Origin of the sequence: Psychromarinibacter sediminicola (assembly GCF_029168335.1) — a bacterium.
Lineage (GTDB): Bacteria > Pseudomonadota > Alphaproteobacteria > Rhodobacterales > Rhodobacteraceae > Psychromarinibacter > Psychromarinibacter sediminicola.
Genome location: NZ_JARGYC010000043.1, coordinates 1 through 26,731 on the forward strand (window position 1 = coordinate 1; position 26,731 = coordinate 26,731).

A 26,731-nucleotide genomic window follows, 5' to 3' on the forward strand; every position below is an offset into this window, starting at 1 on the left:
CCGTCCCGCGCATCATCACCCCCAGCATGCCGTGCAAAGGGTGAATCACGTTCTCAAACCCCTGTCGAGGCAGAGTTTTTCAGCAGCCTGCTAAACGACGGCAGTAAATGACACTGAAGCGGGCTCGATCAGAACGGGATTTCGTCACCCAAATCGGCGGCCGGTGTCTGCCGCGAGGCTTCTATGCGCTCGATGAATGCAAGCGAGGCGAGGACGCAATCGATGATGAACTGCGCTTCCGAAACCTCAAGAAGCTCATTGTCGTGTGCGAAGGAGCGCTTGTTGCGGGCCTGGTTCAGGCTGTCGAACAGTTTGTGCTGAACACGGAGGGTCGGCAGGGCGAATTCGCTCACCGCGCCTTCATCACGTAAGGCCTTACCGTATGCGCCGAATATGGCGTCGAGTGGGGTCTTTGCATCGACGGCCTGGTTGCGCGAGGCGAGCAGATCGCGGAATCGTTTGACGCAGTAGGTATGCACACGATCCAGTGCGACATCCGGTTTTTCTGCGACAAGATCGGCAGCGATGGACGCACGCAGTTTGGGAAGCGTTGTGTCGCGCGAGAAGTCCTTGAAGGCGTCGTCGAGGTTCAGCGTAGACGCATTTTCAAGCTCACTCGTGAACTGCTCAAGCCATGCTTTCAGGCGCTCTTCCTTCGCGACGTCCGCATCCACGTAGCCATCGAGACTGCAGCGATACGCCCACAAAACGCGAAGAACCTGAGCGACGAGGCGCGGTTCAGCGACCTCGACAAAGCCTCTGAGTGTCTTGCCCTTGCTCGCGCCTTCGACCTGGAAGCGCTCCTGGAAGATCCGGATGTCGAAATTTTCCTCGAACCACTCGGCCATGGTTCTGTCTGAGAAGTCGAGGACGTAGCCGCCGCCGCTGTGAAATATCTGGTCGAAGACAGTTCGTTGCTGAGACGGCAGCCGGCGCGTGCGTCCGATAATCCTGGGGAGGCTGGAATCAAGGTTTTGCGACGGCTGTGTCATTCGATGAACATATCGAAAACCTCCCGTAGCGCACAGTCACCGCGAAATATCGGCGGCATCAGCGGTAATTACCCTGAAGAAGCTGCCGATAACCGCGATCGATCATCATCCGCCCGTAGGCGGCCAGCCGCGCGATTTGCGCCTTGAGTGAGCTGGTCTTCCACGGTTCGGCGACGACGCGATCGGCGCCGAAGAAGGCCGTGGCAATGGCACGATAGCTGGCGTCGCTCTGGCGTCCGTCGATCGTGCGCAGGGCGCGTTTCAGTCGCTCGCGCCGATGTGGCGTAATCGGCGGATCGGCGTCGCGGTCGATGAGATGGCGATACAGCCGGTCAGCGGCAGCAAGCCGCACGGGCCAGGCGTCATCGAGAGGAAGCAGGAGACCAACGGGCTGATCATCGGTCTGGTCGCCGACAAGATTGGCGCCATTCTCCAGTCGCATCCACAACAGCCCATCCGCACCCGTTCTGCGATCTGTGATGCTGTCGGGAGGAATGGCCGCGGTCAGGCCGATGTCGGGCAGAGACGCGGTCAGGTGAACCACGGCGGGCGCAGCGGAAGGCAGCCAGAAGACGGGGGCGCCAAGCGCGTTGAGCTCCGGGTCTACCGGGAAATCGCAACCCCCAATCGGCTGGAGCGCCGCCGCCCTCCTGCATCATGTCGTAGTCCTTGCGATAGTGCGTGTTCCGCCGAAGGCACTCCCAGGCAAGCCCCGAGATGTCGAGCTGATCGAAATGATCATATTGGTGATCGTCGCGCCAGTCGGCCGGCATGGCGAACTTCTCCCAATCACACGCCGAAATGTCGGACGGCGTCAGCTACTTGGGATGTTTCGCCATAAATCGGCGGTTGCATAGTACGGGCACAAGCATCGTACGATGCGTACAGTGCATCGCTACCGCCATTACAGGGGAAGACCGTTCCTGAGAATGTCCCGATATCCTTGTTCGGTCATCCAGCGCGCGCGGGACAGGTGGCTGTCGTGCACGCGACGGGCGCGCTCCGGCTCCGCCTTCGCGTCGATGCCAAGCAAAACCGACGACACCTCTTCCAGCGATGCTCCGGCATCGTTGGCGTCGAGAAGTCGCATGTAAAGTTTGAAGTGATCGCGATCATAGACGGTCACGGCCGCATCGTTCGGCGGGGCATCTGCGATCGTAAGCGGGGTGGCGGGCATCGGCGTCCTGGCGAGTGTGGCACAATTGTTAATGAACCGGAAACCATGACGCATGCAAGCGCCGGCCGGTTGAAATGCCGCCGGGGCGACGACTGCGGTGCGCTTGGGTCGGCTTGTCGCCCGCGTATTATAATACGTCGCATCAAAATACGCGATCCGCATTTTACTTGCGGATGGATATTCGTGACGTTTTTGGAAAGAATCTCAAGCACTACCGGCTGAAAATCGGCATCAGCCAGGATGCGCTGGCAGCCAAAATGGGCGTCGACCGCGCCCATGTGAGTTCGATGGAGCGCGGCCAGCAGAACGTGACCATCATCACCCTTTGGCATGCGGCGCTCGCGCTTGACGTGAAGCCGGCTGCACTTCTCGACGATCAGGCTCAGGACTAAAGGCGCCCCGCCCACCGGGCGGGGCGCCGGAAGCGTCAGTCGCCGTTCTGGCGGCGGGAGCGCGACCAGATGAGGCTGAAGCTTTCTTCGCCCTCGATGACGGTGTCGTCGAAGAGGTTGGCGTAGATCGGCGCGGTGAAGCTCGGATCGTCCAGCTTGAGGCTCAGATAGTCGCGGCCTTCGTTCGAGCGCTTGGACCAGGCGGCGCCGATTTCTGCGCTCCCGACGACGACGCGGTGAGAGGGGGCCTTGCCGTTCGTGCGGTCCTCTTCGGGGACGATGCGGACGTTCTTCGCCTGAACGTTCAGGGTGACGATCTCGCCGACGAACTCGTTGCCGGTCTTCTTGAAGGTTCCGATGGTGGCCATGTCAGTTCTCCTTTTGGCTTTCGAGCCCGCGCCCGTCGCGGCCTCGATGGCGATCGGCACGGCCGGGACGACCGCCGACGCAGTCCCTGGACCCGGAGCGCATGCGGAGGACGGCGGGGCCGGAGTTTCTTGACGCGCGAGGAATGGGCAAAGCCCAGGGGATGAAACTCCGGCCCCGCCGTTGCGGCCAAGGCGGTCGACGCGTCAGCCGGTTCCGGCCAGATCAGGCCATGAGAGGCCGTGACGGGCGTGGGTGACGAGGCTCAGGAGAACCGTTGGAAGTCGCCAGCGATTACCGATAAGCGCCGGCAACATGTTTCGAAAGATGGTCGCTCGCATTGGGCCAGGAGAAGAATGACGTCATCCGGGAGAGGACAGATCGACAAGGCTGTGACCTATTGTCGTCCGAAGCGGCGCCCGATCAGCTCCCCGCTGTCAGTTCACGAATTCGGCCACAGCACTGTCTGGTGAGACCGGTGCGCGCGCTGCCAATTTCAGTCAAGAAGCTGACATCTGGACGGGGAAGCTGGGAAAGGGGCTATGCGGACCGAGCTGCTATTGACGTTACTCGCCGACAGGTCCGCTCGCGGCCCACAGCTGCCACCTTCCCGCAGCCACCAAGTTGCATTGCAGAAGACCCGAAGCAGACATCTCTCGACCGCGTAGCATTAGGTCGGGTAGTTCGCCTCACGGGCATTCCAGTCTTGATGTAGTATTTAAGTGACGAGACAAGAAGCCGGACTGGAAATCTCGCGATCAGGGCCTGTCTAATTTCAGCGGCGCCGCTGGTCGCCTTCATCTATAAGCGACAACCTCCCACGTCGCTGGTCACGATGATGGGTACGGCTGAACTACTCTTTGCCTTCCAACGGCGGCAACAAGCGCCCCATACCTTTGCCGACGAGCGCTGCTATTTCGCTCGGACGGTAGGATGCGGCCAGCAGACGATTCTCGTCTTCACTCAAACCGTTTTCGAAGCCGTCCCACCTCGCAGCCGTGACCGCTTCTTCGATCCGCTCAAGGCCTTTGAGAAGCCGTTCGTCTGGCGCAGGCGCATCGTGTGCCGAAGGAAACCATTCCGCGTAGTCGGGACGCAAATTTCGAATGACATCCAGTGCCGCGCCGCCAAATCCTCCAGCCAAATAGAGCGGTTGCCTGCGTTCCAGAGCAAACAGCACCTCTTCAAATATGCCCGGCATGACCCCTTGGAATCCGGCGCGTTTGCCTCCGATGACTATGCGCGCACTTGTGTTGGTCGTCATGTAGGTCCGCAAACCCGATAGAGAGCGGGCGCGCTCTTCGGCTGGCGGATCATCGATGACAGGTTCATCAACCGGACCATCAAGCCTGTCTCCTTCAGGCGAGAGAAAGTGTATCTCGCCGAACAGCCCAAGCAGGTCTTTTTGTTTGGCTATCTGCTCCGGTGTCATCCCCCGATGAACCGTCCAGGCCAGGCAAACTTTGAGCGGACGGTCGCGCCGCCCGTAGCGGTACAACTCTTCGATCAGAAAATTCGTGATGCCACCGGGTTGAAGATGCCCGCCATAATACAGCGCGCCGCCCGCGATGATCACCGTACGGGCCAACTCTCCGAGCGTCATCCGAAAATGCGTATCCAGTAGTCCGAGCCGGTCAAGATCGGGACTGTCGGATACGGACAAGCCAAGCTGTTTGCCATGCAACGCGTCCGCCGGGAGTAGGTCGGCCCTTTGCTTTTCTGCGGCCATAGCTATCCCCCTCTCGTGGCAAGCTGGCGCGGGGTCATGATATCGATCTCCCGTCCAAGGCGGGTAGTTCGCGCATAGTTCAACAACACATCTCGCTCTTCGGGACCCAGCGGCGGATCGGGATGCAGAATCCGGACAGTGTTGTCACTGTCGTCGTCGCCGTTTTGCGCCAGATAGGCATCGATCCAGCGAGACAGGGTCAGCGGTTCGGGGGCATGCGGTGCCCACCATGCAACATCGAGTTCAGGGCGCTCGTGAGCAAGATCTTTCTGGTGCATCCAGAGCGCGCGTTTCAGACATTCATCGACCAGGAGATTAAGGGCGCGATAGACGTCCTGCCGCTGCCAGCGCCCATCCGCTTTTCTGACTGCGATTCGGGGCACATGGTCCATGAGGAACGAGCCGCGTTCTTCACCGACGCCGATGGCGTCCATCATGATCACCGGCATACCATGCGTCTTGGCGATAACCACCTCGCGCTGACACCATTCCCGGCTGGAATACAGGTCTGTGCGCAGCGCGAGCATTGCGCTTGTACCGGATTTGTCGCGCAGTTCCTGATCCCAATCGGTGCCCGGTTGCAGGTCATTGGCATCGAAAAACTCGTTCAGGCGCGTATTGCGGATAACTTCGCGCACCAGATCGACCAGAGTATCGACATCTTCGCCTTCTCCCTGGCTGTGCCGCTTTGTGTGGCTGATGAACGCTGTCAATCGATCCATTTCATCGGGCGATACCAACTGCGCAAGCCCTTGCGTCAGGTCACGGCAGAGCATGCTCTCGACGTCTTCACCGTTCCGGTCGGGATTGCCCGCCGCGACGAACTGGAAGTTGCCCAGAATATCCTGAAGCTCTGTACCGTGCGTAGCGCCTGCATCCAATGCGTAGGGGAACACGCCGACGCGTTCGGGCGATGCTTGATGCAAGTCCCGGATCGCATTCACATATGCATGCCACTGTGTGTTCTTGTCCTCGACGCACGCGGCCATTTCAGTGCCGAGCAAGGGGACGACAGCCACAAAGCTCGCGGGCCTAATACCGTTCGGCGCGGCCCAGCCTTCGGCATAGACAGGTCTGGGCGCGGTGCCCGAACCTTCCCATCCCGTGCTTCGCAAGGATACCTGTACACCGCCGCCGATCACGCCGGAGAAGGTTGGTCCCTTCATGAAGTGATTGAAGATCGTCTCGGCGAAGCCTGCGCCTCGTTGGTCGTCCGGGTGCCAGAGCACGAAGATTTCAAGGATGGGCGGCAGCATCTAACTTCTTTCGGTTGCGAGGCGATCCAGGCTCGCACTTTGCGCATATATGGTATAACCTGCAAGGAAAGACACAGTATCTGGTCAGGCTGAAAGGATAACACCGATGAGCAACGAGACCAAAAATGTATTCATCAGCCATGTCCACAAGGACGACGAGGGCCTGACCGATCTCAAAAACCTGCTCAAGAACAAGGGCATGAACGTGCGCGACAGTTCGATCAATTCGGATCGCCCGAACAATGCGAAGTCGCCGGATTACATTAAATCCGAAATACTTGCGCCCCGCATTGATTGGGCCAGCACGATGATCGTCTACATCTCACCGGAAACCAAGAACAGCGAATGGGTTAACTGGGAGATCGAGCGCGCGCACAAGCAGGACAAAACCATTGTCGGTGTGTGGGAGCGTGGAGCCAACGGATGTGAGGTTCCCGAAGCGCTCGACGAATACGGGCATGCGCTTGTTGGCTGGAACGCAGACAAGATTATTGACGCCGTGAATGGGGATTATGAGCAGTTTGAGACACCGGACGGCACAACGTGCGAGCCCCGGTCTATTCGCCGACATCCGTGCGGTTAACCGGGACGCCGTGCCGGTTCTTCATAGCTATATCGTTGCCTATGACAGCGGGTTCGCGCCGAACCCGTTCAACGGATATTGCACCCTGGCAACCTGCAAACCGGAAATAAGAAAGCGCGCCGCGATAGGCGATTGGATTGTCGGCACCGGCAGCAACAAGGCAGGCGTTCGTCGAGGAGGCTTTCTGGTCTACGCTATGCGGGTGCAGGAAAGCTTGACATTCGCCGAGTACTGGAACGATCCGCGATTCACACGGAAGAAGCCGAACATGTTCGGCAGCTACCGGATGGCGTGCGGGGATAACATCTACTGCCCCACGGACGGCGGCGGTTGGCATCAACTGAATTCCTATCACAGCAGGGCTGACGGGACTGCGTACCCCAAGCACATCAACCGCGATACGTCGGTTGATCGCGTTCTGGTCAGCGAGGATTTTGTGTATTTCGGGGCCGAAGGCCCGTCCATTCCGGACGAGTTGAAAGCAGCGCGGATTGTGCTGGCCGGGCGAGGCCGACTCAAGGTCACAGACACGGACGCGATAGCGGCGTTCGAAGCATGGCTTGTTGAACTGGGCGTCCAGGGATACCAAGGCAGGCCGTTCGACATGGTGGAAGCCGCGAGAAAGAGAGGGGCACAATGAGCGGATCGCCCCCCAGCGCACATGTTCTGCTGTCCGAGTACGAGCAAGCCATCGCGCCCACAGACCGTTTTGAAAATTCTGAAATCACGCCGATTTTGTTGGGCCTGTTTGGTGAGGTCGGCAGCGTGATGAGCACTTCGAAGAAGCTTCAGCGGGAAAAGACCGCGTTCACGGGATTCCAGCGCGATGTCGAGGAAGAGCTTGGCGATACGCTCTGGTATGTCGCCGCGCTTTGCAGGCGTCTGGACGTGAAGCTCTCGGACATGTTCGCACGAGTTCTCGACGGCAACGGTTACGCGGTCAGCATCGCCGCCAACGCCGACCCCGCGCATCCGGTCGCCCAGGTCATGACCGCCAAGGACATCGCACCGCTGGACTCCGTCCTGCTGCGGCTGGGCGAGCAGGCGGCCAAACTTCTGAACCTCGATGTCACTGCCGGCACGGCCAAAGATCAGGTTCTCAGCTTCGTCCGGGTCTACATCGAGGCCGTACAAGCCGCCCATGTCTCGTTTTCTGCCGTTCTGAGCAGCAACATGGCCAAAACATGCGGTCGCTTCATTGCACCGAATCCCGACGATCTACCGGATTTTGATGCTGACTTTCCCGAGGAAGAGCAACTGCCACGTTATTTCGAGATCGAGATATCGCAGCGGGCCGATGGCCGCAGCTATCTGCGGTGGAATGGCGTCTTTATCGGCGACCCGCTATCGGACAATATTGCCGATGAGGACGGGTATCGCTTTCACGATGTCTTCCACTTTGCCAACACGGCAATCCTGCACTGGTCGCCGACATTCAGAGCGCTGATCAAGCATAAGCGCAAGAGCCGGAAACACGTCGATGAGGCCCAGGACAGCGGACGGGCTATTGTCATCGATGAGGGGCTGTCAGCCTATATCTTTTCCTATGCCAAATCTGTGAATTTCTTCGAGGATCAAAAGACGGTTTCCTTCGATTTGCTCAAGGCCGTGCGCAATTTCGTGCGCGGTTACGAAGTCGAGGCCTGTCCTCTTCATCTATGGGAGTACGCGATCTTGCAGGGCTACGAGGTTTTTCGTGAAGTACGAAAGAACAATGGCGGCATCATCGTCGGCAATCGTGATGAACGCAAGCTACACTACAAAACCGCCGGAAAGTAACAATCATGACGTGTACACAGGAGATTTTCAGAACGCTGGGAGACATTCGGTTCGAGAATACCTTTAATCCGTATTTCGAGCGGTGCCCTGTCTATGATGCGAAAGATGCACCGGAGCTAAGGCGGCACTATCTCGCAGAAATGCTGCACCGTGCTGCCGACGCCGAGTTGGATGCGATCTGGGTCGGGCGTGACCTCGGATATCGTGGGGGGCGGCGAACCGGTCTGGCGCTGACGGATGACGTGCATTTTGCTGATCATTTGGAGCGTTGGGGGTTGGATGTGCAGCGTCCGACCTACGGCAAGCCTGTCGCCGAACGGACCGCCGCCGCAATCTGGGATATCCTGCTGCGCGTCAACGTGCCGGTCTTTCTCTGGAATGTCTTTCCCCTCCATCCCTTCATCAAGGGTGATCCGTTCTCCAACCGCGCCCACAACGCCAGAGAGCGCAGGGCGGGGGCCGGGATTTTGATCCAGATGGTCGAATATCTGCAACCGAAGCGGGTCATTGCCATCGGCAACGATGCCTACAACGTCCTGTCCGATGTCTTTGCCGAGGACTTTGTCTACAAGGTAAGGCACCCCAGCTATGGCGGGCAGGCCGAGTTCTTGGCTACGATGCAGTCACTCTATGCTACGCAAATCGCTGAGCGCGAACCGGATTTGTTTGGCCATATGCCGGAAGCAGACATCAACTCGCGGTAGCCTTTACCGCGCACGTCCGCCTTCACGTTCGAGGCCCATTGTTGGTTCATACGCGGCAATCTTTCACTTTCCGCCCACGCCGCCAAGGCTGGGGATGCGCATGGTAGGCCAGCGCGATACTGCGGAGCTGCCTGTCATTCCTGCCGTTCACTGCGTCCACGAAGCTGTCTGAATGTCGCATTCACCGTGTGCGGGGCAAACCTTCAGGGTGATGCAATGCGCTTGTCACGCAATCATAGTACAATAGAAGTTATTTCAGATACAGCAGTAGTTGTTGCGCAATCGGCCATCAGCACTGCCTGTTATTATGCATCCGCTCGCGTGGATTCACAATCAGGTGCGTATGCGTCTGCCGCCTTTGGAAAGCAGCTTCTATTGCGGTTACAAGGGATTGCGTAGAGGTTGGATATTGCATGTGCCGAGCGTAGCAATCCGCTTGCCCTTCTCCGCGCAAATTGTCGTTAAAGCGCTTTGGAAAGTACCCGTCTTGCTCGGGATAGCTTGGAAGTTTGATCCCGAGCAATCCGTTAGGGCTTATCGTTTCTCCTAGACGAAGTGATGCCTGAAGCTCCCAATCGACATAGCGTCGGGCCCACGTACACCTGCCAAGCATTAGTAGCGTAACGGTCGAGTTGGAGAGATAGAGCTCACGGATGCGACGCATGACGTAATCTGTGCTGGCGCTTTGAACGACCTCACCAGGCATTTCGTTGCCGAGACCGCGAGCGATAAAGGTATCTGCCTCGTGATCGAAGTCCCGAATGAATTGATCGACTTCACGCTGGTCAGCGTGATGGTAGGAGATAAAACATTTTCGGCGAACGACTGCCATAGCGACCTCACACAATATCCTTGCGTGCGGGAAAGCTAACACGCTCTCCGCTTTTCATGCTTCCCGAATATTCAAGAAATCTGGTTTTCTTGACTTGTTTGGATGTCCGCTCCTCTTGTGGATCGCGATAATGCTTGCACGCGCAGAGGATGATAGCCCTTCACCTTCTCAAGACTTTGGTGCTTACCGCAACGATGCACAAGGTGGGCTCGTGGTATGAATTCGCTGCGATCTTTTTGAACGGCTGCTTTCAAACCTGTTGAGGTGATCCTGGCCCTGCAAGAGACGCAATACGCACCCATGCAGTGACACCGACAATGATCGCGCCGACAGTGGCGAAGACGAGCGTCCAAGACTCACCTGCGCCGCCGGCTTGTGCGAGTCCCTTCACTGCATGAAACCCAGCAAGACCTGCCGGCAAGGCGTAAAGTGCCCCGAGCGCAAGGCGGATGATCGGTGAGCGGATCGTAGCGAAGGCCACTTGTCCGAGAACAAGGGCTATAGCACCGCCGAGCAGCGCGACGGCGACCGCTCCGATCGGTCCCGCGCCGCTTTCAAAGGCGTAGTAGCCAGCCGTTATTGCGACGAAGAACGGAAGCGCATAAACGGCCAGACTGAACAAGAGCCAGCACAGAAAACCGAGGCCGATGACGCTAAGCAGCGCGGACACAAACATGGGCGGTCTCCTCAAGGATGGAACGCCTCCACCAACCGCCATGGCGCCTTTGCAAGTATAGCGCAGCGTATCGCGCGCCGGAACCTTCCGGCGCGCATCAGGGGATGCACACCACGCATCACATCTTCCGCATTGAATCTTGCCGGGCCCGGAAGTCGTAAAGCGGCACACCGAGCTTTTTGGCTTTATCGGCGAGGTTGTCGGTGATGCCGGACCCCGGAAAGAGGATGAGCCCGATGGGCATCGCCTCCAGGAGTGCGTCGTTGCGCTTGAACGGCGCGGCCTTCCCGTGGCGTTTCCAGTCGGGCTTGAAGACGATCTGCTGGCATTTGCGGGCGTCGGCCCAGCAGGCGGCGATCTTCTCGGCGCCTTTGGGCGATCCGCCATGCAGGAGCACCATGTCGGCGTGCTTGGTCTTCACCCGGTCGAGCGCCGCCCAGATGGCGTGATGGTCGGTGACGTCGAGCCCGCCGGAGAAAGCCACGCGTGGGCCAGTTGGCAGGAGAGGTTCGATCTCGGAACGCCGCTTCGCCGTCAGATAGTCGCGGCTGTCGATCATGGCGGCCGTCAGCGTGCGGCGACTGATCCGTGATCCCGAGTGCGGACGCCAGGGCTGGCCGATATGGGTCTCGAAGTGGTCGGCGGCGATGTCGCGCATGAGTTCGTAGGCATTGCGCCGCTCGATCAGCGTGACGCCTTGCGATGTAAGGGTTTCGAGTTCGACAGACCGTACTTCCGAGCCGTCCTGTTCACGCTGCGAGCGTTTCTGGGCCTGTTCGTTGTCGTCGAGTTCGCGGTCGACGCGGGCGGTCGTGCGATGGAACAGATTCGTCACGGACCAGAGCAGGTCTTCAAGATCCGGTTCGAGACGCGTGTCGCCCAGCGCTGCGGCGAGTGCGTCGAAGATGTCGGCCATCGCAGCCAGGAGGGCATCGGCTTCGGGCAACGGCCTCGGATCGGGCTCGTCGGCGAAAGGCCGGTAGCCGTAGAGCTGCAATTCTTCGAGCGCGACGGCGGTTGCGGAACTGGCCATTGGTTCGGTGGTCTCGGCTGTCATGGGATCGTCTCCTGTTCGGCATGGGCCGCGCCTCTCGCGGCCTTCCCGAGTGACGGAAAAGCGGGGGCTGGCGGGGACTGCATCGCCGCAGCCGTTGCCGGCCCGACCGGGCTCCGCTCCGTCTCGCTCCTCCCGGAAGGCCGAAGGCGTGGCTCTCGTATCGGGAGGCGTTCTGAGGATGCCCGCGAGAACAGCGACTGGCCTGTTCAACTGCTCAGGGATTGCAGGAAAGCAGCCGCGATAGATCAACCGTGGCCAATTGCGGGCCCAGATGCGCCCGCAGGTCTTCTCGTCCGAGCTTGCGGAGATCTTCGTTGAAATCATCGCCAATGGGAGAAAGCCGGACCGTCTCGATGCCGACGGCATCTGCACGTTCCGTCAGTTTGTCAGCCGCCATGGCGCCTGCTTCGTCGGCGTCGGCCGCGATATAGAGACGCCGAAGCCCTGCCGGCAGGATCAGCGCGGCGAGATGGTTGGCCGATAACGCGGCGATGACCGGCAGGTCGGGTAACGCCATGCGCAGTGACAGCGTGCTTTCCAGCCCTTCGCCGGCAGCAAGAATGTCGGTCGCGGCCCCGATCCGCACGCCATGGCCTAGCAGATTTCCCATGGCCTTACGCGGCGGGTCGAGCGGCGCCTTGCGCGCCGTCGCCGGATCGAGCCAGGTGCGATGGATGCCGGTGAGATTGCCGTTCCCGTCGGTGACCTTCGCAAGCAAGGCTGGCCAGGTCTCTGGTAACGTCTCTTTCGGCTGTCCTTCGCGCCAATAGTAGCAATGCGGATGAAATCGCAGCGCTGGCGCATCGCCAAGTCCAGCAAGACCGCGCCGATGGAGATAGCGCTCGGCGAGCGTTCCGCTGATCGGTCTTCCTATGGCGAAGAGACGACGCGCCGCCTCCGGTGATCCGGCGGGTACGGATTGGCGCTCACGTCGTTGCGGTTCGGGACGTGGCAGACTCAGGAAGCGCCGCGCCTCGTCAAGCGTCTCACAGAAGGTGTGGAGATGCTGCGTGGCGGCTATGAGGTCGAGGAGGTCGCCATGCTCGCCCGTGGCTGCGTCGGCCCATTTACCGGCGGCGCCCGGACCATGAGTTGGTCCGGTCAGCCGCACATAGAGACTGCGCCCGGGAGTGTTTCGGGCGTCGCCGACGATCCAGTAGCGGCCTTGTCTGCGTCCGTTGGAGAGATAATGGCGGCAAACGGCCTCCGCCTCGCGCGCGAGCCGTCGCGTGATGTCGGATGCTGTATCGGTCATCCAAGCCTCCATATTGACAACAAAAAAGAAGGAGCCCGCCACGATGGGCGGGCTCCAGGGGCGGCTGCGGGAGCCACGGGGGAATGGCTCCCGGTCACTCGGCCGCAGTGGCGAAGGCGTTGCCGGTGACGGGTTCATCATCGGCGATGACGGCTGAATCCCCCATGGCCGTTTCGCCGCCGTTATCCGCCGATTGCGCTTCGTCCTTGGGAAGAGGCGGCATGCGCAGGACTTCGGGCAGCCAGCCGGTTCCTTCGAGAAGCTCTTCGGCCGCAGCGACCATCTCCGGCTTCTTCAGGCTGGCGATGCGGTCGGCGGCTTCATCGCCCTTGGCTTCGCGCACGGCTTCCAGAATGCGGGCCTTGGTGACGCGCGCGAGATAGCTCTCGCCCGTCGGCGTCCAGCCCGCCGCCGCCATGTCGAGCCCAAGAGTTGCCGCCAGCACGTCTGCATGGGTGAGCGCCCGCGGTCGGCGGTTGTAGGGCTCCTGAACGGCATTGACCGTCATGGCGACGCAATGTGCGAACAGTGCCTCGCGGCTGTCGCTGTCGAAGCCAACCAACGCGTCCCACAGATTTTCAGGCCCGTTGGGAAGTGCAGCGAGCCAGCTTTCGGTGCGGGCGTCCACACTGAGCGCATAGGCCGTGTCGCCAAGACCCGGCGCCTGAGCGCCAAAACCGGCACTGTGCGGCGTGATCTCGACGCAGCTATCCAGCGGATAGTGGTAGAAGAGCCGCAGCGTCATCGCGTGCAGAGCGCCGAGGAAAGCCGTCTGCGGATCGTTGGCGAGCGCGTCGCGCAGGGCGAGCGTACGATGCGCCGTCAACTCCATGACGAGGCGGTCGGAGAGTGGTTTCAGGCCATCTTCTTCCTCTTCGGTCTCATCGCTGGAATCCGCAGCCGTGGCATCACCGACCTCAACATCGGCGGAGGCGTCGGTCAAATTGGCCCCATCCTGCCCATCGGTCTCGATCTTGGGTTCGTCTTCGGGGCGGACATAGCCGCGCTCCACGCGCAAGCGACGGTCATGGCCGATGCTGACGAAGACGCCGGCCATGGCGATTTCTTCCGGTTCGAAGCGGACGGGCCGCTCCTGCAAGGTCTCCATCGCCGTTTCGATCTCGCCGAGCCGGATGTCGATCTCTTCCGGGAATTCCTCGGCGTCGGCATACTCGTCTTCGAGCCGATCGTATTCAGCCTTGAGCGCTTCGAAGCTGGCCGTCTCCTCGTCGCTCATCGGCTCGGTTTCGCCGATGATCCGGCGCAGGCCGTAGGTGTGGCCATAGGGGAAGTCGGTGCCGATCTCGATCCATTTCCAGCCTTCGGCACGGATCGCTTGCGTCTCTGTTTCGAGCTTTTCGTCGACGAGCTTCGCAAGCAGGCCGGCGTCCTGCAGCCAACCGCCATCATCGGACTGGAAGAGGTCGCGCAGGATGACGCCGCCGGCGGCTTCATAGGCGTCGAGCCCGACGAACTGCGCCCGGCGATCGGAAGCGCGCACGGCGCCTTCGGTCAGCATACGGCGGATTTCGTAGGGCTGCTTTACGTAGGTCCGCTTGATCGATTCCCAGACCTGTTCCTGGCGCTCATGATCGGGATTGATCGTGAAGGCCATGAGCTGGTCGAGCGTCATTTCCTCCTCCGCATAGGCGTCGAGGAGCGACGGCGCGAGGGCAGCGAGCTTAAGCCGTTGCTTGACGACATTCGCCGAGACGAAGAAGGCCGCCGCGATCTCTTCCTCGCTCTTGCCCTTCTCCCGCATCGCCTGGAAGGCGCGGAACTGGTCGAGCGGATGGAGCGGCGCCCGCTGAACATTCTCGGCGAGACTGTCTTCTTCAGCCAGTCCGTCCGTGCGCACGATGCAGGGCACGGGCGCGGTGCGGTTCAGGCGCTTCTGCTTGACCAGCAATTCGAGCGCCCGGTAGCGGCGTCCGCCGGCGGGGATCTCGAACATGCCGGTTTCCGCGCCGTTCTCGTCCAGCACCGGCCGAACCGTGATCGAGGATAAAAGTGTGCGCCGGGCGATATCCTCGGCCAGCTCCTCGATCGAGACGCCGGCCTTGACGCGCCGGACATTGGACTGGCTGAGCACCAGCTTGTTGAAGGGGATGTCGCGCGAGGCGCTGAGAGTGATTTTCTGAGACTTGGTCATGTCAGTTCTCCATGACGGGCTGGCCGAAAGCCTCTCTCTCAGCCTCCAAACCCGTCACGAAAAACCCGGCCCGCCTCTTCCTCTCGAGGAAGCGACGGACCGGACAAGCAGAGCACCGATTTCAGACTACGCCGCGCGCTCCAGGAGTTTCTTCGCCTTGCCCTCCATTTCGAGCCGGGCGTCCTGCTGCGGCTTCGACCGGGCGACGGCGATGATGCCCTGCACGAAGTCGAACACGGACTCGGGCGGGCGCCCTTCCTCCGCGAGGACTGTCTCGACGATCCTAGCCGTCTCCGCCTTGGAGAAGCCCCGCCTACGGAGAAAGTCGGTGCGATCGTCATCGTTGCGCGCGACGATCCGCTCGCGCGCTGCTCGAATGCCTTCGACGAAGGTTCGTGGCGAGGAATCTGCGAAGCGGGTCAGCGCCGGCGCCGCCTCGTGTGCGAAGCGGTTGGCGGCGTATTTGGAATGGCGGATGCTGATTTCCTGAAAGTCCTCAACGCCCCAGAGATTGCGGTTCTGGCAGACGGCGCGCAGATAGAAACTGGCGACGCCTAGCGTCTTCGCGCCGACCTCCGAGTTCCAGCAATAGAAGCCCCGGAAATAAAGATCGGGAGATCCGTCGGGCAGCTTGCCCGCCTCGATCGGGTTCATGTCGTCGACCAGGAAGAGGAAGACGTCTCGGTCGGAGGCGTAGAGCGTGGTCGTGTCCTTGGTTACGTCGACCATCGGGTTATAGACGCACGTCGACCAGTCGAGCGCGCCGGGCACTTTCCAGCGCGTATCGCCGGTTCCGTTGCCGGCGATCTTCTGCACGGCGGCAACGAGCTCGTGGTCGTAGATGCGGCCATAGTCCGGGCCGGTGACGGCACGCAGCTCCGTGCGCCCGTCCGCGGTTTCCAGCGTCTTGATCTGCTCGGCGCGGTGCGAGGTGAGCCCATACTGCAGATTGATGCCCGCGAGCGGCGCCGGGAGCTGGCGCAGATAGGCCGCTGGCGCGCTGACCAGGCTGGCGAGTTGGCCAAAGCTCCAATGGGTGGCATGGGCCGGCGCCTCGGCGTCGGGCAGGATGAGCGCCAGGTTTTCCGGATCTTCGCGATGGGCTTCGACGCGGATCGCCGCGCTCTCTACCGTCCGCGTGCGGCTGCGCTCGGCGCGGGTTTTCACCGACGCGTAAAGCTCCGACAGGGACAGATAACGCTCGTCATCCGGCCGGGAAAACCATTCCGAGGAGACGCGGCCGATACGCTCTCCGCGCGAGATATCCACTTTGTAGCCGCCGCTCGCGTCGCGCTGGCCGTCCAGGGTTTCAAGGTTCGTCATGGGTCAATCTCCGCGACGGGCCGGCCAGGAGCCTCTCTCTCGACCTCCAAACCCGTCACGGCGAAAACCGCCGAACTCTTACTCTCTTGCATTCACGCAAAACGGAGAGTCTTGGCGCCGCGGGAGTTGCAGGACGCCCCGCGTCAGAGGATGAAAGCCGGGGAGGGGGAGGTCCGGAGGGAGATGGGAAGGGGCAGCATTGTACTCCCACTCGAACACCGAATGGAAATATCATGTTGAAATTTCCGCTCTTAATGCGGATGGTTGGTCATGAGAAGAGATTTTATATAGAATCATGTTGAAAAATCCGCTCTAAAGGCGGATAACGAAGCATGGTTCACGATCAACGCTCAGCTCTGTCAAGCTTTGTCAGTCGCCTTCTATCTATGGGTCGGACGGTCTTTACCGCCGAGGAGGCTGAGGACGCGTTAGGTGTCGGGCGTGGTGCGCTTCTGGATGCCGCTGAACGGCTGCAGCGCCGCAAGGCTCTACTGAACCCGCGGCAGGGCTTCTATGTCGTCGTTCCCCCGCAATTTGCATCGTGGGGTGCGCCGCCCCCGGCGTGGTACATCGACGACCTCATGCGCTATGAGGGCCACGCATACTATGTTGGGCTCCTCAAGGCTGCGGAACTGCACGGGGCGACGCATCAGGCGGTCATGGAGTTTCAGGTCGTCTCGGCCAAGCGTCTTCCGAAGATTCGTGCCGGCCGTAACCTGATCGTTTTCTACTTCCGCAAGGAGATGGGAACGGTGGCGTCGGGAATCGAAAACCGCAAGACCGACACCGGCACGATGAAAATCTCGTCTGCTGCGCTCACCGCACTCGACCTGCTGCGCTATCCGCAGGCTTCCGCAGGAATTGACAACGTCGCCACGGTGCTCTCCGACCTCGGTCAGAAGATCGATCCCGGCCAGCTCGCTATGCTGTCCGCCTCGGTGGAGCGACCTGTCGTTCAACGGCTTGGGCACCTGTTGGACCGTCTCGGTCATGAGGATGTGTCAGGTCCGATGTTGACCGCGCTGCTGGCAAGGGGAACGGCATCCTGGGTCGAGCTTGACCGCAACGAAGCCCGGGATCCAGATTTTGCACCCGAGCCCCAGGAGCGCGATGCCCGATGGCGGGTGGTCGTGCGGCGTGTACCGGAGGTCGACGAATGATCCCGGCGCAGAACATCGTCGCATGGAGCAATACTATTCCCTGGGCGGATCAGCGGCAGGTCGAGCAAGACCTCATCATCAGTCGGGCACTTGTCGAGATCTTCTCGGACGACATGCTGCGGGAGGCGTTGCGGTTTCGCGGCGGAACGGCGCTCAACAAGCTGCACTTTCCTGAACCGCTACGCTATTCGGAGGATATCGACCTGGTTCGCACGTCCGCTGGTCCGATCGGCCCCATCCTCGACCAGTTGCGCGTCGTTTTGGAACCCTGGCTCGGGCAGGCGCGATTTGACCAAAGTCCTGTCGCACCAAAGTTCCGCTTTCGGGTAGAGGCCGAGGACGGCAGCGGCGTGCCCATCCGGCTCAAGATCGAGATCAACACGCGCGAGACCGAGGCATTCGATGCGCCAACGGCCCTGCCGCTCAAAGTCGTGAATCCGTGGTTCTCCGGCGAGGCGGCGGTCCCAACGTTTTCCCGGGAGGAGATGCTGGCGACGAAGTTGCGCGCGCTGTTGCAGCGCGACAAGGGACGCGATCTCTATGATCTTGCGCATGCGCTCGAAGTGTTTGAGGCGCTGCAGGTCGAGCGCGTTGTCGAAATGTTTGCACGCTATCTCGACCTGTCCGGTCAGGCCATCACGCGAGCGCAGGCGCAGGAGCGGATGTTCGCCAAGCTCGCCAACCCTCGCTTTCTGCTCGACATGCGGCCTTTGCTCCCGGCGGCACAGGTGGAGGCATTGACCGAAGAGTCAACAAAAGAGGCGTTCCGCCGTGTATTCACAGAACTTGTTGATAGAGTGCCCGGCGAGCCATGGGCGAGGACACCGGCCATGAAAGAAAGGTTCGGTGTTACATGGTGAGGCTGCTGTTCATGTGCTTGGAAAATATTGCAATAGTATTGGGAGGGGGCGATGGCTAACGCGGTAGAGGAAGAGCTTCCAAAGCGCACATTCAGTTTTATCCGTGGCGCCGAGAATGACGTCATGGAATGCGAGTGGCCGGATGGTGCCGATAGGGTGCGGCAGGCGCTTGGGGAATCGCTGAATGCGCGGAATGTGGCGTTCCTCCTGGGCGCCGGCTGTTCGTCATCGTGGAAAGACGATCAAGAAGTCGGTGTTCCGACTATGGCGCCCCTTGCGGCGGAATTCACAAAGGAGCGGGAAGTCAACGATCCGGCATTCCCGACAACTGCCGAACGTGGCGTGCTCCTAGAGCAGTTCGGGATCGACATTGGCGCCGAAGACTATTCACGCAATCTGGAGCGACTAATGGAGCTCCTGTACAGTCTTCGCTTCGTCCTGAGGCGTAGTTCGCTGGAGCAGGCAGAGCCCCAGCTTACGGTCATTAACTCGATAATTGACAAGGTCCAGAAGTTCCTTTGGACAAAATGCACGGGCGGGGCGTTTGCCAACGGCGACGACTCGGTCATGGCTCTCTATGAGACGTTCTACCGCAAGCTCGTGCTCCGGGATCGGTCATTGCCGAGACCTTGGGTCTTCACGACGAATTACGACCTGTTTAACGAGACGGCAATGGATCGGCTCGGCTTGCCGTACGCGAACGGCTTTTCCGGCGTCGTCGAACGCCGTTTCAATCCGGCAACATTCCGGTACGCCTTGGCCGAGCAACTCGATCTGACGAGCCGCAAATGGTCCGCAGTCGATGGGTTCGTGTATCTCGGCAAGCTTCACGGGTCGATTAGCTGGACCGAAGACGATCACGGGCTGTTTCCAATTCGGGAAATGGCGGTTCCGCGGGACCCCGGAAAGGTGATGATCTATCCGACGCCCGCAAAGCAGAACTCCGCTCTGGGATCGCCTTACGCCGACCTGTTCCGAGAGTTTCAATCGCGCATCGTGCGCGAGCAAAGTGTGCTGTTTACGATGGGTTACGCCTTCGGTGACGAGCACATCAACAATATCATCTATCAGGCGCTGACGATTCCAACGTTTAGGCTCGTGATCTTTGCCGATCCTACGCTCCCGGGCGAAATCGCTAAACTGCGCGAGCTCAACGATCCTCGAATCTGGATCATCGGAGGGAACGGCCCGGAGGAGGGGCGCAAAGCGCATTATTTCGATACAATCATCGAAGAGTTCCTGCCACAACGGCCGAGCGAGCGCATCGATGAGGCCGTAAAGAAGGTCCTGGATGCGATGTCTCCCCAGAAGGGGGGGACGACGCATGAGTCGTGACGATCGAAAGCGCGCTATCGGCAAGGTCGTATCTGTCGCGGCAGACCGGTTCGTCGTGGAAATGCATGCAGGCACGGACAATTTCACAGTCGTGGGATTTGACGATGTGCACTACGTGGCCCGGCTGGGGTCCTTCCTGATGGTGCCCGTGCAAGCCGAATATATCGTGGCCGAGGTTGTGGGTCTGCGTGAACGCGATGTTGGCGGTCCCAGTCAGGGTGAGGGCGATTTAGACAAGGCGGCTTCGGCGAAATATCTCGACGTCGTGCCGGTCGGGATGTTGCCGCAGGAACGAAGTGAAAAGTTCCGGTTCGGCGTCTCCATCTTCCCATCACTCTACGCGGATGCACTTTACGCACTCGACGCGGAACTCGACCGGGTCTTCGAGACAGATGTTCCCGTCGAACCGGTGCCGCCGATGAACGATGTAGCGCCCGCACCGCCGGATGCAACGCGCTTTCGTGCGTTGACGATCGGGAAGTCGGTTGTCTTTGAAGGCTATGACGTTAAGGTCCGTATCGACGATTTCTTCGGTGGACATACTGCGGTTCTGGGCAACACCGGCAGCGGCAAGTCCTGTACCGTCGCCTCCGTGCTGCAGTCACTGTTCGAGAAGTCAGACGAGCACCATGCACGTGGTGCAACGTTCGTCGTCTTCGACGTGAATGGCGAGTATGAGCAGGCTCTGACACCCTTGGCCAATGGTCATGGGATCGGGGTGGCTCGCGTCGTGCTTGACGGAACGGCTGCCGAGGGAAGATTCAGGTTGCCTCATTGGTTTCTTGAGCAATCTGAATGGGAGTTGTTGCTTCAGGCGAGCGAGCGGACCCAGATCCCGGTGCTGCGAACGGCGTTGGGTCTCACGGGTCTGTTTCGTCAAAAGTCTCCCGAGGCTCTGAAAATCAAAGAGCATTTCATTGCCACATGCGTCATCGAGTGTTTTCGTGGTGCTGACGGGGATTCTCCTGTCGCCAAGTTTCAACGCGTTGTCTCGCTTCTGCAGAAGTACCCGACCGACGATCTGAACATGGACCTGCTGCAGAAGTATGGCGCCAACTACCAGTACGGCAATTTTGCCGGCGGCAACCTTCAGCCGTTTTTGGATGAGGTGCGTGAAAAACTTCGCGAGGACGTTGAGCTTCCATCTTATGATCGGACACCATTCACATTTGATGATCTAGAGGAATGTCTCGACTTCGCCATTCTCTATGAAGAGGCGCACGGCAACCGACAGATCCGCGATTACTGCTCACAGATGATGACGCGGTTCAAGTCACTCAAAGAACGAGCGGAATACGCATTCCTACGATATGACTTGCAGCCGGAGAACGAAGGGCCGTCGTTCAGAGGGTTCCTGGAAGAACTTCTCGGATTGACCTCAATTAACGGTCAACTGGTGAAGCGCAACCAGATCATCATCGTGGACATGAATGCCGTCGAGGACGAAGTGGTTGAATTGGTGGCGTCTGTGCTCGCCCGCATGGCATTTCGGTTGCTCCGACAGGCCGAACCGAGAAACCGCTTTCCGGTCCATCTGCTCTTGGAAGAAGCGCACCGTTATATAGCTGAGACTCCGTCGCGCTATGCCATCGATGCTAGCCGTATCTATGAACGGATTGCGAAGGAGGGCCGCAAGTATGGGCTCTTTCTGCTCGCCGCATCCCAACGACCTAGCGAGCTTTCGAAAACAGTGCTGTCGCAATGTTCGAACTTTGTCATCCATCGCATTCAGAATCCGGACGACCTTTCCCAGATCCGGCAGATGACGCCTTTCATTTCCGAAGCGGTATTGAAACGTTTGCCGTCTCTGCCAAAGCAGCATGCGCTCGTATTCGGGACGTCGGTCAATTTGCCGACAACGTTCGCCGTCCGTCATGCAAGTCCGTTGCCGAAGAGTGATGATGCGAAGATTCGCGATCTCTGGTTCCACGAGGAAGGGCGTGCTGCACACGTTCACATTGCCGAGGGAGCCGGCAATGGCGGCGCGGATGGCGGTCAGCCGCAATGACCGATCCAGATGAACTCGAGAAGTTTGCTGGGATCCTTGAGGAGAGCGGCGACTATAAGATCCTCCGTCGGCTTAAGCCGTGTGCCGCTCGTACGTCTGCTGGTTCAGGTGATGAGTGCCGCAACGGGTTGTTCGTGGACGTTGAAACTACAGGACTCGATCCGAACAAGGATGAAATTATCGAACTGGCCATGGTTCCCTTCCGGTATTCGCTCGGCGGGGACGTTATCGAGGTGCTGGAGCCGTTCGATCGCCTGCGAGAGCCATCGACGCCGATTCCGCCGGCCGTGACGGTGTTGACAGGCATCACAGATGAGATGGTGGCCGGCAAGCAGATTGACCCTAGCGATGTGTCGGAATTCGCGGCATCGGCAGATCTGGTAGTGGCGCATAACGCCGCATTCGATCGTCGCTTTCTGGAGCGGTTTTGCCCCTCTTTCTGTAGGAAACCATGGGCCTGCTCCATGGCGGAGATTGATTGGGCCGCTGAAGGGTTCGAGGGCACAAAGCTCGCCTACTTGGCGGCAGGTTATGGGTTTTTCTATGACCGGCACCGTGCTGTGAACGACTGCTTGGCGGCTGTAGAGCTCTTGGCGCGAACGTTGCCGCGATCCGGCTTTAGTGGACTTGCCAGTCTTCTCGAACGAGCACGCCAGACAACCTGGCGCATTTGGGCGGCAAATTCCCCTTTCGAACTTAAGGACACCTTGAAGGCGCGAGGATATCGCTGGAACGCAGACGACAGTACGAAGCCCAGAGCGTGGTATGTTGACGTCCCAGATGATCAGAAAGACATTGAGCTCGAATATCTCTGGCGGGAGATCTACAAGAGACAGGTTGAACTGGATGTCACGAGGATAACAGCGGTTGATCGGTATTCGGACAGAGTATGACCGCGCGGCTTTGTCTTTTTGTCAGCAGTTGGCGGATTGTTCGTGAAAGCCGTGGAGCCATTGTCGCGATAGGAACTGACGTCTACAGGCGTCGCCGGCACAGTTGGAAAGAGGCCGCCGCTGATGCCGCCAACGATTGAAGGCAGACCACGGGCATAGCCGCAAAATTCTCTACTACTATTTTTACTAAAAACACTTGAAATGCGGATTTAAGGCGTTTAGGTTTCGGCGTGATGTTGCCCATTTGAGCAAGGGAGGGTTCATCCTATGCCGGACCTGCGAACCATCGAAATCGACTTTGACGTTCACAAGATCATCGAGCTCGAAAGGAGCAGCTTCTCTGAGACGCCGAATGAAGTGCTTCGTCGCCTGTTGAAAGTGAACGGGGCGTCATCAGCGCCGAAGGTGGTGCCGGACACCAATGCCGGACGCCCTTGGGCCGGAAAGGGTGTAACGCTGCCGCACGGCACTGATCTCCGGATGGAATACAACGGTCGTCGATATACGGGCACGATCGACAACGGTGAATGGGTCGTTGAAGGTGAGCGCTTCAAAAGCCCTTCAGCCGCGGCTGGCGGCGTCGCGCTGACGAAAGATGGCAAGCGCACCAACCTGGATGGCTGGATCTACTGGTATGCGAAGCGTCCCGGCGATACCGATTGGGTCTCTATCAAACAGCTTCGGCGCTAACAGGAGTTGAGGAGCGCGGCATTCGGGATGGTCGGGACTAACGCGCGGAGGACAGGCGAATGACTGATATCGACAAGCTGGCCCGCGCATCTCGCGAAGCTCAAAAGCTGGTCGAGCAGAACCGGAGCGCCGTAGAGATGGCGCTGGAAGCGGTAAATAGTCCGACGATGAACACTGTGATGGCGCTGCAAGAGAATTCTGCGGTGAAGCGGATGCTCGAAGATGTGGATCGTCATCGTGCAATGATGCGTGCTGTAGAGGGTCCCCTTGCGGAGTTGCGTCGTGCTGGTGTTTTCGACCAGCCGTCTCAATTCCATGAAGAATTTCGCAAGACTCAACAGATGATGGAGGAGTTCAAGGCGCGATTTGCTCTGCCGGAAGTCAGTGCAGCGATGGAGCTGATGCAGGAGTTTCAGCAAAGCCCGTTCGCTGGCGTCATCAAGCGATATGCCGAACAGGCCAGTGAAATTCAGAGAGCCATGGAAGCCATGCGGACGCCGTGGCTGGATGCCCAGCAAGCGCTGAAATCCGTGGCTGGCTTTGCCGAGATCCAAGGTATCGGCAGCATGATCACAAGAATGCCGTCCTTTGCCGATCAGGTGAGTGATGCGCTTCGCATCGATTTGGGCGATTGGCGTGACAAGATTACCTGGCCGGCGCCGGTGCTGACCGACCTTGGTGCGCGCGCCAAATTCTACGTGGAACTTGGTTTTGATCCTTCACTGACCGACTTCCCCGCGCCGGCATTTCAGGAAACGACAGAGATAGCAGGGCTTCGCCGCGAGCCGCCCCCGCTTGTCGACGCTTATGGCGACCCTGTGCCGCCAGCTGGCGATGACGAGGAAGAAGAAGCTCTTGTTCGCACAAACCTCGCCCATGATTGGCTGTTGCGCCTTGAGACCAATTTGCGCCGCTTTATAGACGCTCAGATGACAGCGGTATTTGGGCCTAACTGGCCGAAGCACCGCTTGCCGAACGGGTTGTATGACCAGTGGATGCGGAAACGTGAGGACGCAGTCAAGGCAGGTCGGGAGCCGAAGCCTCTAATCGCCTACGCGGACTTCAATGACTATGAGCTCGTGATTTGCAAACGGGACAACTGGCGTGAGGTCTTCGGTGGCCATTTTGGTCGCCCGGAGAGCGTGCGTGAGAGCTTCCAGCGCCTGCACCTGATCCGCGTCGATACGATGCATGCACGACCAATCGGACAGGATGATGAGCTGTTGCTCTATGTCGAAGTTCGGCGACTAATCCGCGTGGCTCTTCGCTAGGGGAGAAATCATGGACAATGACGCGCGGTCCGACCAGGAAGTTCAAGAAGCAGCGCGTCGTCTCTTCGAGGGCGTGGTGCCCGAGCGTTCGGATGATCTGAAAGCGCTTTGGAACCAGTACCAGCCAAGATTTAATCTGCTGACGGATGTAGGGCCGGAAGGGCTTTTCGTCATGGGAGCAGGCTTGTACCGGGAGGTTGTGTTCAACCACCGGGCGCTACGTGCGTTTTGGCTGGCATCGTTTATTGCGTGGGAAGGTTATTTGAAAGTTCATGAGGTCGCTACGGAGGGCGAGGCAAACTTCGACCGCTTCAACGACATGATCGATGTGTTTTGGGAGATGCTGACCGAGGAAGACCCACTGGACGTGGGAATGCCCGAAGGCGTTTCCGAGCCAGGTGCCTACCCTGATCGTGAAAAATATCCGCAAGAAAGAGCGGCGGCCGAATTGGCGACGTTCGCTACCGGCTGGGCTTTCTTGCATGAGATAAGGCATTTGAAACATCAGCAGGATGGGACAAGCGCGACCTCTGATGCTCCAGCCCGAGACCAACATAAGGAGGAGCTCTCCTGTGATGAATACGCGACGACATTCATTCTCGACGGCGTTGACCAGTACGCCAAGAATCAAGGTGTGAATACCGACAAAGTCAAGCAGAAGCGAGAATTAGGCGTGTACTTTGCGATGTTCGCTATGACGTTGATTGGGGCCGGACAGTGGGACGCTTCAGGCAGCCATCCCGCGATGCAAGCTCGGATTGATGCTGCGATACAACAGATGGGTGGTTCTGGCACCAAAGTGTCAGATGCAATAGCCCACGCTGCGTTTGCTAGTCTATGGTTTCGCTGGCCGGATGCGCCGGGGCCTTTCCTCGTGAAGGACAGGTGAAAAAAGCGCTGCTCAACAGTCGTTGTCGCAAACGGTGCACTCATATCATATACGTTATCCAGCACTGCCAATAGGTGGGCAGTCTTTCAGCTCATGCTGCGGCGGCCGAGCGAATACGACCGCGCTTCTTCGCCAGGAGCGCGCGGACGAATTTGTCCCACTTTGCCATGCCAGCTCTCTTCTCGGGCATGTAGTGCCAGCGATCATAGTTTTTTGAACTGACGTCCTGCAGCGCATGGTTCTGAAGGCGATCCCGAATCTCTTTCGGCACTCCCGCCTTGCCAGCCAGAGTTTTGAACGTGCGACGCAAGTCACGGTTCGTGGCGTACGGAATCACCCCGCGATCGCGTTGTCTCCAGACGAAACTGTAAAGAGTGCCATGGCTGACCGGTTTCGATGGGTCCTTGGCCGACGGGAAGAACCAGCCAAACTTGTTCGGCTTGATCGACTCGATCAGTTCGGCAGCGAGGGATGGGACTGGGACCGCATGCGGCTGAAGATTCTTGGTCTTGGACCAGTCGATGATCCGCTCGGCGGCGTCCCACTGGTCAACGTGCAACCGCGCAATCTCTTCTACACGCTGGCCCGTCAGCATGATGAGCTGGACTGCGCGAGGATAGGAGGGGTGCACAGGCGTGTCGGGGCAATCGAGCCAACGATAGAGCTGAACGAATTCGTCTTCGTTGAGCCAGCGAGTGCCTTGAACTTTGGGTTCGGTCGGAATGCCTGAAGCTGGATTGTAGGGGATACGGAACCGACGGGGTGAGGTGGTTCGGTAGTCGTTGTCGGATTTCATGCCCCAGCCATAGGCGGCGTGGATGTAGCACCGCACATGGTCCGCCATTGACCGGGCGCCGCGTTCGTAGATTGGACGGATTAGTTCAATGATCTCTTCTGTCTCAATTTCGCGGGCGAGGCGGTTGCGTCCGAGTGTATGGGCGATCCTGTTCAGGCCTTTCTCAGTTTCCTTCCACGATGGCTTGCCTGCGGCTTTGAGCGATGCGACATAGCCCTCGAAGAGGTCTGCTACAGTCCCAGGGCGCGCGTCAGTTGCGATTTTGATGCTTCGACCCTTCTGGATCACATCTGCATAATCGCGCTTGAAGATCTCTCGCGCTTCGGCAAGCGACATCGAAGGATAAGCGCCGAGCTTCTTCTTGGTTCGCTTCCCGTCACGCCACTGCTGCGCCATCCAGTCGGCGGTGACGCGCTTCGGCATAGGCTTGAGGACAAGGACAAGCCGACCCGTTCCGCGCCCCTCGCCATCGGTGAGATTCTCTTGTTTTCTGCTCATCTCGACGCGCTTCAGCGCATGTCGGATGGCGGTGTCGGTCAAGTTTGGCATGGCATTC

General features: G+C 59.3%; 26 protein-coding genes and 3 pseudogenes. 15 read left to right on the top strand and 14 right to left on the bottom strand.

The features are described from left to right. Nucleotides 1-128: 128 nt before the first annotated feature. From P1J78_RS15480 to P1J78_RS25450, 3 genes and pseudogenes are all read right to left on the bottom strand, one after another. The gene (locus P1J78_RS15480) at nucleotides 129-992 is read right to left on the bottom strand and encodes an abortive infection family protein (protein ID WP_275568278.1); all 864 of its coding nucleotides are present in this window, start codon (nucleotides 990-992) and stop codon (nucleotides 129-131) included. A gap of 58 nt (nucleotides 993-1,050) precedes the next feature. Then, complete coding sequence (locus tag P1J78_RS15485; RefSeq protein ID WP_275568279.1) at nucleotides 1,051-1,536, bottom strand: DUF2285 domain-containing protein; 486 nt, start codon at nucleotides 1,534-1,536, stop codon at nucleotides 1,051-1,053. A gap of 76 nt (nucleotides 1,537-1,612) precedes the next feature. Further along, nucleotides 1,613-1,765, bottom strand: a pseudogene (locus P1J78_RS25450) (transcriptional regulator domain-containing protein); the annotation flags it as partial. A 105-nt stretch (nucleotides 1,766-1,870) separates the two neighbouring features. Between P1J78_RS25450 and P1J78_RS25455 the strand changes: the two are divergent. Continuing rightward, a pseudogene (locus P1J78_RS25455) lies at nucleotides 1,871-1,945 on the top strand (hypothetical protein); the annotation flags it as partial. Here the strand turns inward: P1J78_RS25455 and P1J78_RS25585 are convergent. Next, nucleotides 1,927-2,331: pseudogene (locus P1J78_RS25585) on the bottom strand (DNA -binding domain-containing protein); the annotation flags it as partial. The pseudogenes P1J78_RS25455 and P1J78_RS25585 overlap by 19 nt on opposite strands. 11 nt (nucleotides 2,332-2,342) lie before the next feature. Between P1J78_RS25585 and P1J78_RS15495 the strand changes: the two are divergent. Continuing rightward, nucleotides 2,343-2,561 (top strand): helix-turn-helix domain-containing protein, encoded by a 219-nt coding sequence (locus P1J78_RS15495; protein WP_213163978.1) that lies wholly within the window; start codon nucleotides 2,343-2,345, stop codon nucleotides 2,559-2,561. A 35-nt stretch (nucleotides 2,562-2,596) separates the two neighbouring features. On the opposite strand, the gene P1J78_RS15500 is transcribed toward P1J78_RS15495, so the two are convergent. The 3 genes from P1J78_RS15500 to P1J78_RS15510 form a co-directional block, all read right to left on the bottom strand. After that, the gene (locus P1J78_RS15500; RefSeq protein WP_510177807.1) at nucleotides 2,597-2,989 is read right to left on the bottom strand and encodes a DUF736 domain-containing protein; all 393 of its coding nucleotides are present in this window, start codon (nucleotides 2,987-2,989) and stop codon (nucleotides 2,597-2,599) included. A gap of 791 nt (nucleotides 2,990-3,780) precedes the next feature. Beyond that, nucleotides 3,781-4,656 carry a hypothetical protein gene (locus P1J78_RS15505; RefSeq protein ID WP_275568280.1) on the bottom strand — a complete coding sequence of 292 codons (876 nt, stop codon included), beginning with the start codon at nucleotides 4,654-4,656 and terminating at the stop codon, nucleotides 3,781-3,783. Between the two features lie 2 nt (nucleotides 4,657-4,658). Further along, nucleotides 4,659-5,912, bottom strand: a complete 1,254-nt coding sequence (locus P1J78_RS15510; RefSeq protein WP_275568281.1) for a toll/interleukin-1 receptor domain-containing protein — start codon at nucleotides 5,910-5,912, stop codon at nucleotides 4,659-4,661. A 106-nt stretch (nucleotides 5,913-6,018) separates the two neighbouring features. On the opposite strand from P1J78_RS15510, the gene P1J78_RS15515 reads away from it, so the two are divergent. Genes P1J78_RS15515 through P1J78_RS15530 form a run of 4 tightly spaced genes read left to right on the top strand, consistent with a single transcriptional unit; the run spans nucleotide 6,019 to nucleotide 8,978 of the window. Next, nucleotides 6,019-6,495, top strand: coding sequence for a TIR domain-containing protein (locus P1J78_RS15515; protein WP_275568282.1), 477 nt, complete (start codon nucleotides 6,019-6,021; stop codon nucleotides 6,493-6,495). After that, nucleotides 6,416-7,135 carry an Nmad2 family putative nucleotide modification protein gene (locus tag P1J78_RS15520; protein ID WP_275568283.1) on the top strand — a complete coding sequence of 240 codons (720 nt, stop codon included), beginning with the start codon at nucleotides 6,416-6,418 and terminating at the stop codon, nucleotides 7,133-7,135. Before P1J78_RS15515 ends, P1J78_RS15520 begins: the two co-directional genes overlap by 80 nt. Beyond that, nucleotides 7,132-8,274: a nucleoside triphosphate pyrophosphohydrolase family protein gene (locus P1J78_RS15525; protein WP_275568284.1), complete on the top strand. Its 1,143-nt coding sequence runs from the start codon at nucleotides 7,132-7,134 to the stop codon at nucleotides 8,272-8,274. The genes P1J78_RS15520 and P1J78_RS15525 overlap by 4 nt, the downstream gene beginning before the upstream one ends. A 5-nt stretch (nucleotides 8,275-8,279) precedes the next feature. Then, entirely contained in the window at nucleotides 8,280-8,978 is a 699-nt protein-coding gene (locus P1J78_RS15530; protein WP_275568285.1) for a uracil-DNA glycosylase, read from the top strand. Between the two features lie 289 nt (nucleotides 8,979-9,267). On the opposite strand, the gene P1J78_RS25460 is transcribed toward P1J78_RS15530, so the two are convergent. Then, on the bottom strand, nucleotides 9,268-9,741 hold the full coding sequence (locus P1J78_RS25460; RefSeq protein ID WP_374213309.1) for a TIR domain-containing protein: 474 nt from the start codon (nucleotides 9,739-9,741) through the stop codon (nucleotides 9,268-9,270). Here P1J78_RS25460 and P1J78_RS15535 point away from each other — a divergent pair. Then, nucleotides 9,664-9,849: a hypothetical protein gene (locus tag P1J78_RS15535; protein WP_275568286.1), complete on the top strand. Its 186-nt coding sequence runs from the start codon at nucleotides 9,664-9,666 to the stop codon at nucleotides 9,847-9,849. The genes P1J78_RS25460 and P1J78_RS15535 overlap by 78 nt on opposite strands. 211 nt (nucleotides 9,850-10,060) lie before the next feature. On the opposite strand, the gene P1J78_RS15540 is transcribed toward P1J78_RS15535, so the two are convergent. From P1J78_RS15540 to P1J78_RS15560, 5 genes are all read right to left on the bottom strand, one after another. After that, nucleotides 10,061-10,486 (bottom strand): hypothetical protein, encoded by a 426-nt coding sequence (locus P1J78_RS15540; protein WP_275568287.1) that lies wholly within the window; start codon nucleotides 10,484-10,486, stop codon nucleotides 10,061-10,063. 118 nt (nucleotides 10,487-10,604) lie between these two features. Further along, on the bottom strand, nucleotides 10,605-11,543 hold the full coding sequence (locus P1J78_RS15545) for a DUF2493 domain-containing protein (RefSeq protein WP_275568288.1): 939 nt from the start codon (nucleotides 11,541-11,543) through the stop codon (nucleotides 10,605-10,607). A 214-nt stretch (nucleotides 11,544-11,757) separates the two neighbouring features. Then, a complete protein-coding gene (locus P1J78_RS15550; protein WP_275568289.1) occupies nucleotides 11,758-12,798 on the bottom strand; it encodes a DUF7146 domain-containing protein in 1,041 nt (346 codons plus the stop codon). 94 nt (nucleotides 12,799-12,892) lie between these two features. Further along, on the bottom strand, nucleotides 12,893-14,950 hold the full coding sequence (locus P1J78_RS15555; RefSeq protein WP_275568290.1) for a ParB/RepB/Spo0J family partition protein: 2,058 nt from the start codon (nucleotides 14,948-14,950) through the stop codon (nucleotides 12,893-12,895). A 126-nt stretch (nucleotides 14,951-15,076) separates the two neighbouring features. Beyond that, nucleotides 15,077-16,273: a DUF932 domain-containing protein gene (locus P1J78_RS15560; protein ID WP_275568291.1), complete on the bottom strand. Its 1,197-nt coding sequence runs from the start codon at nucleotides 16,271-16,273 to the stop codon at nucleotides 15,077-15,079. Between the two features lie 386 nt (nucleotides 16,274-16,659). Between P1J78_RS15560 and P1J78_RS15565 the strand changes: the two genes are divergently transcribed. The 8 genes from P1J78_RS15565 (at nucleotide 16,660) to P1J78_RS15600 (ending at nucleotide 25,379) form a co-directional block, all read left to right on the top strand. Next, nucleotides 16,660-17,433 carry a type IV toxin-antitoxin system AbiEi family antitoxin domain-containing protein gene (locus P1J78_RS15565; RefSeq protein WP_275568292.1) on the top strand — a complete coding sequence of 258 codons (774 nt, stop codon included), beginning with the start codon at nucleotides 16,660-16,662 and terminating at the stop codon, nucleotides 17,431-17,433. After that, nucleotides 17,430-18,293 (top strand): nucleotidyl transferase AbiEii/AbiGii toxin family protein, encoded by an 864-nt coding sequence (locus P1J78_RS15570; protein ID WP_275568293.1) that lies wholly within the window; start codon nucleotides 17,430-17,432, stop codon nucleotides 18,291-18,293. Before P1J78_RS15565 ends, P1J78_RS15570 begins: the two co-directional genes overlap by 4 nt. A gap of 51 nt (nucleotides 18,294-18,344) precedes the next feature. Further along, complete coding sequence (locus tag P1J78_RS15575) at nucleotides 18,345-19,628, top strand: SIR2 family protein (RefSeq protein WP_275568294.1); 1,284 nt, start codon at nucleotides 18,345-18,347, stop codon at nucleotides 19,626-19,628. Then, on the top strand, nucleotides 19,618-21,636 hold the full coding sequence (locus tag P1J78_RS15580) for an ATP-binding protein (RefSeq protein WP_275568295.1): 2,019 nt from the start codon (nucleotides 19,618-19,620) through the stop codon (nucleotides 21,634-21,636). The genes P1J78_RS15575 and P1J78_RS15580 overlap by 11 nt, the downstream gene beginning before the upstream one ends. Next, on the top strand, nucleotides 21,633-22,529 hold the full coding sequence (locus tag P1J78_RS15585; RefSeq protein WP_275568296.1) for a 3'-5' exonuclease: 897 nt from the start codon (nucleotides 21,633-21,635) through the stop codon (nucleotides 22,527-22,529). The genes P1J78_RS15580 and P1J78_RS15585 overlap by 4 nt, the downstream gene beginning before the upstream one ends. Before the next feature lie 267 nt (nucleotides 22,530-22,796). Continuing rightward, nucleotides 22,797-23,219, top strand: coding sequence for a hypothetical protein (locus tag P1J78_RS15590; RefSeq protein ID WP_275568297.1), 423 nt, complete (start codon nucleotides 22,797-22,799; stop codon nucleotides 23,217-23,219). A 59-nt stretch (nucleotides 23,220-23,278) separates the two neighbouring features. Beyond that, nucleotides 23,279-24,490: a Swt1 family HEPN domain-containing protein gene (locus P1J78_RS15595; protein WP_275568298.1), complete on the top strand. Its 1,212-nt coding sequence runs from the start codon at nucleotides 23,279-23,281 to the stop codon at nucleotides 24,488-24,490. A 10-nt stretch (nucleotides 24,491-24,500) separates the two neighbouring features. Then, nucleotides 24,501-25,379, top strand: coding sequence for a phage exclusion protein Lit family protein (locus P1J78_RS15600; protein ID WP_275568299.1), 879 nt, complete (start codon nucleotides 24,501-24,503; stop codon nucleotides 25,377-25,379). Nucleotides 25,380-25,470: 91 nt separating this feature from the next. Here the strand turns inward: P1J78_RS15600 and P1J78_RS15605 are convergent, their stop codons facing one another. Further along, nucleotides 25,471-26,724 (bottom strand): tyrosine-type recombinase/integrase, encoded by a 1,254-nt coding sequence (locus P1J78_RS15605; protein ID WP_275568300.1) that lies wholly within the window; start codon nucleotides 26,722-26,724, stop codon nucleotides 25,471-25,473. Nucleotides 26,725-26,731 lie beyond the last annotated feature (7 nt).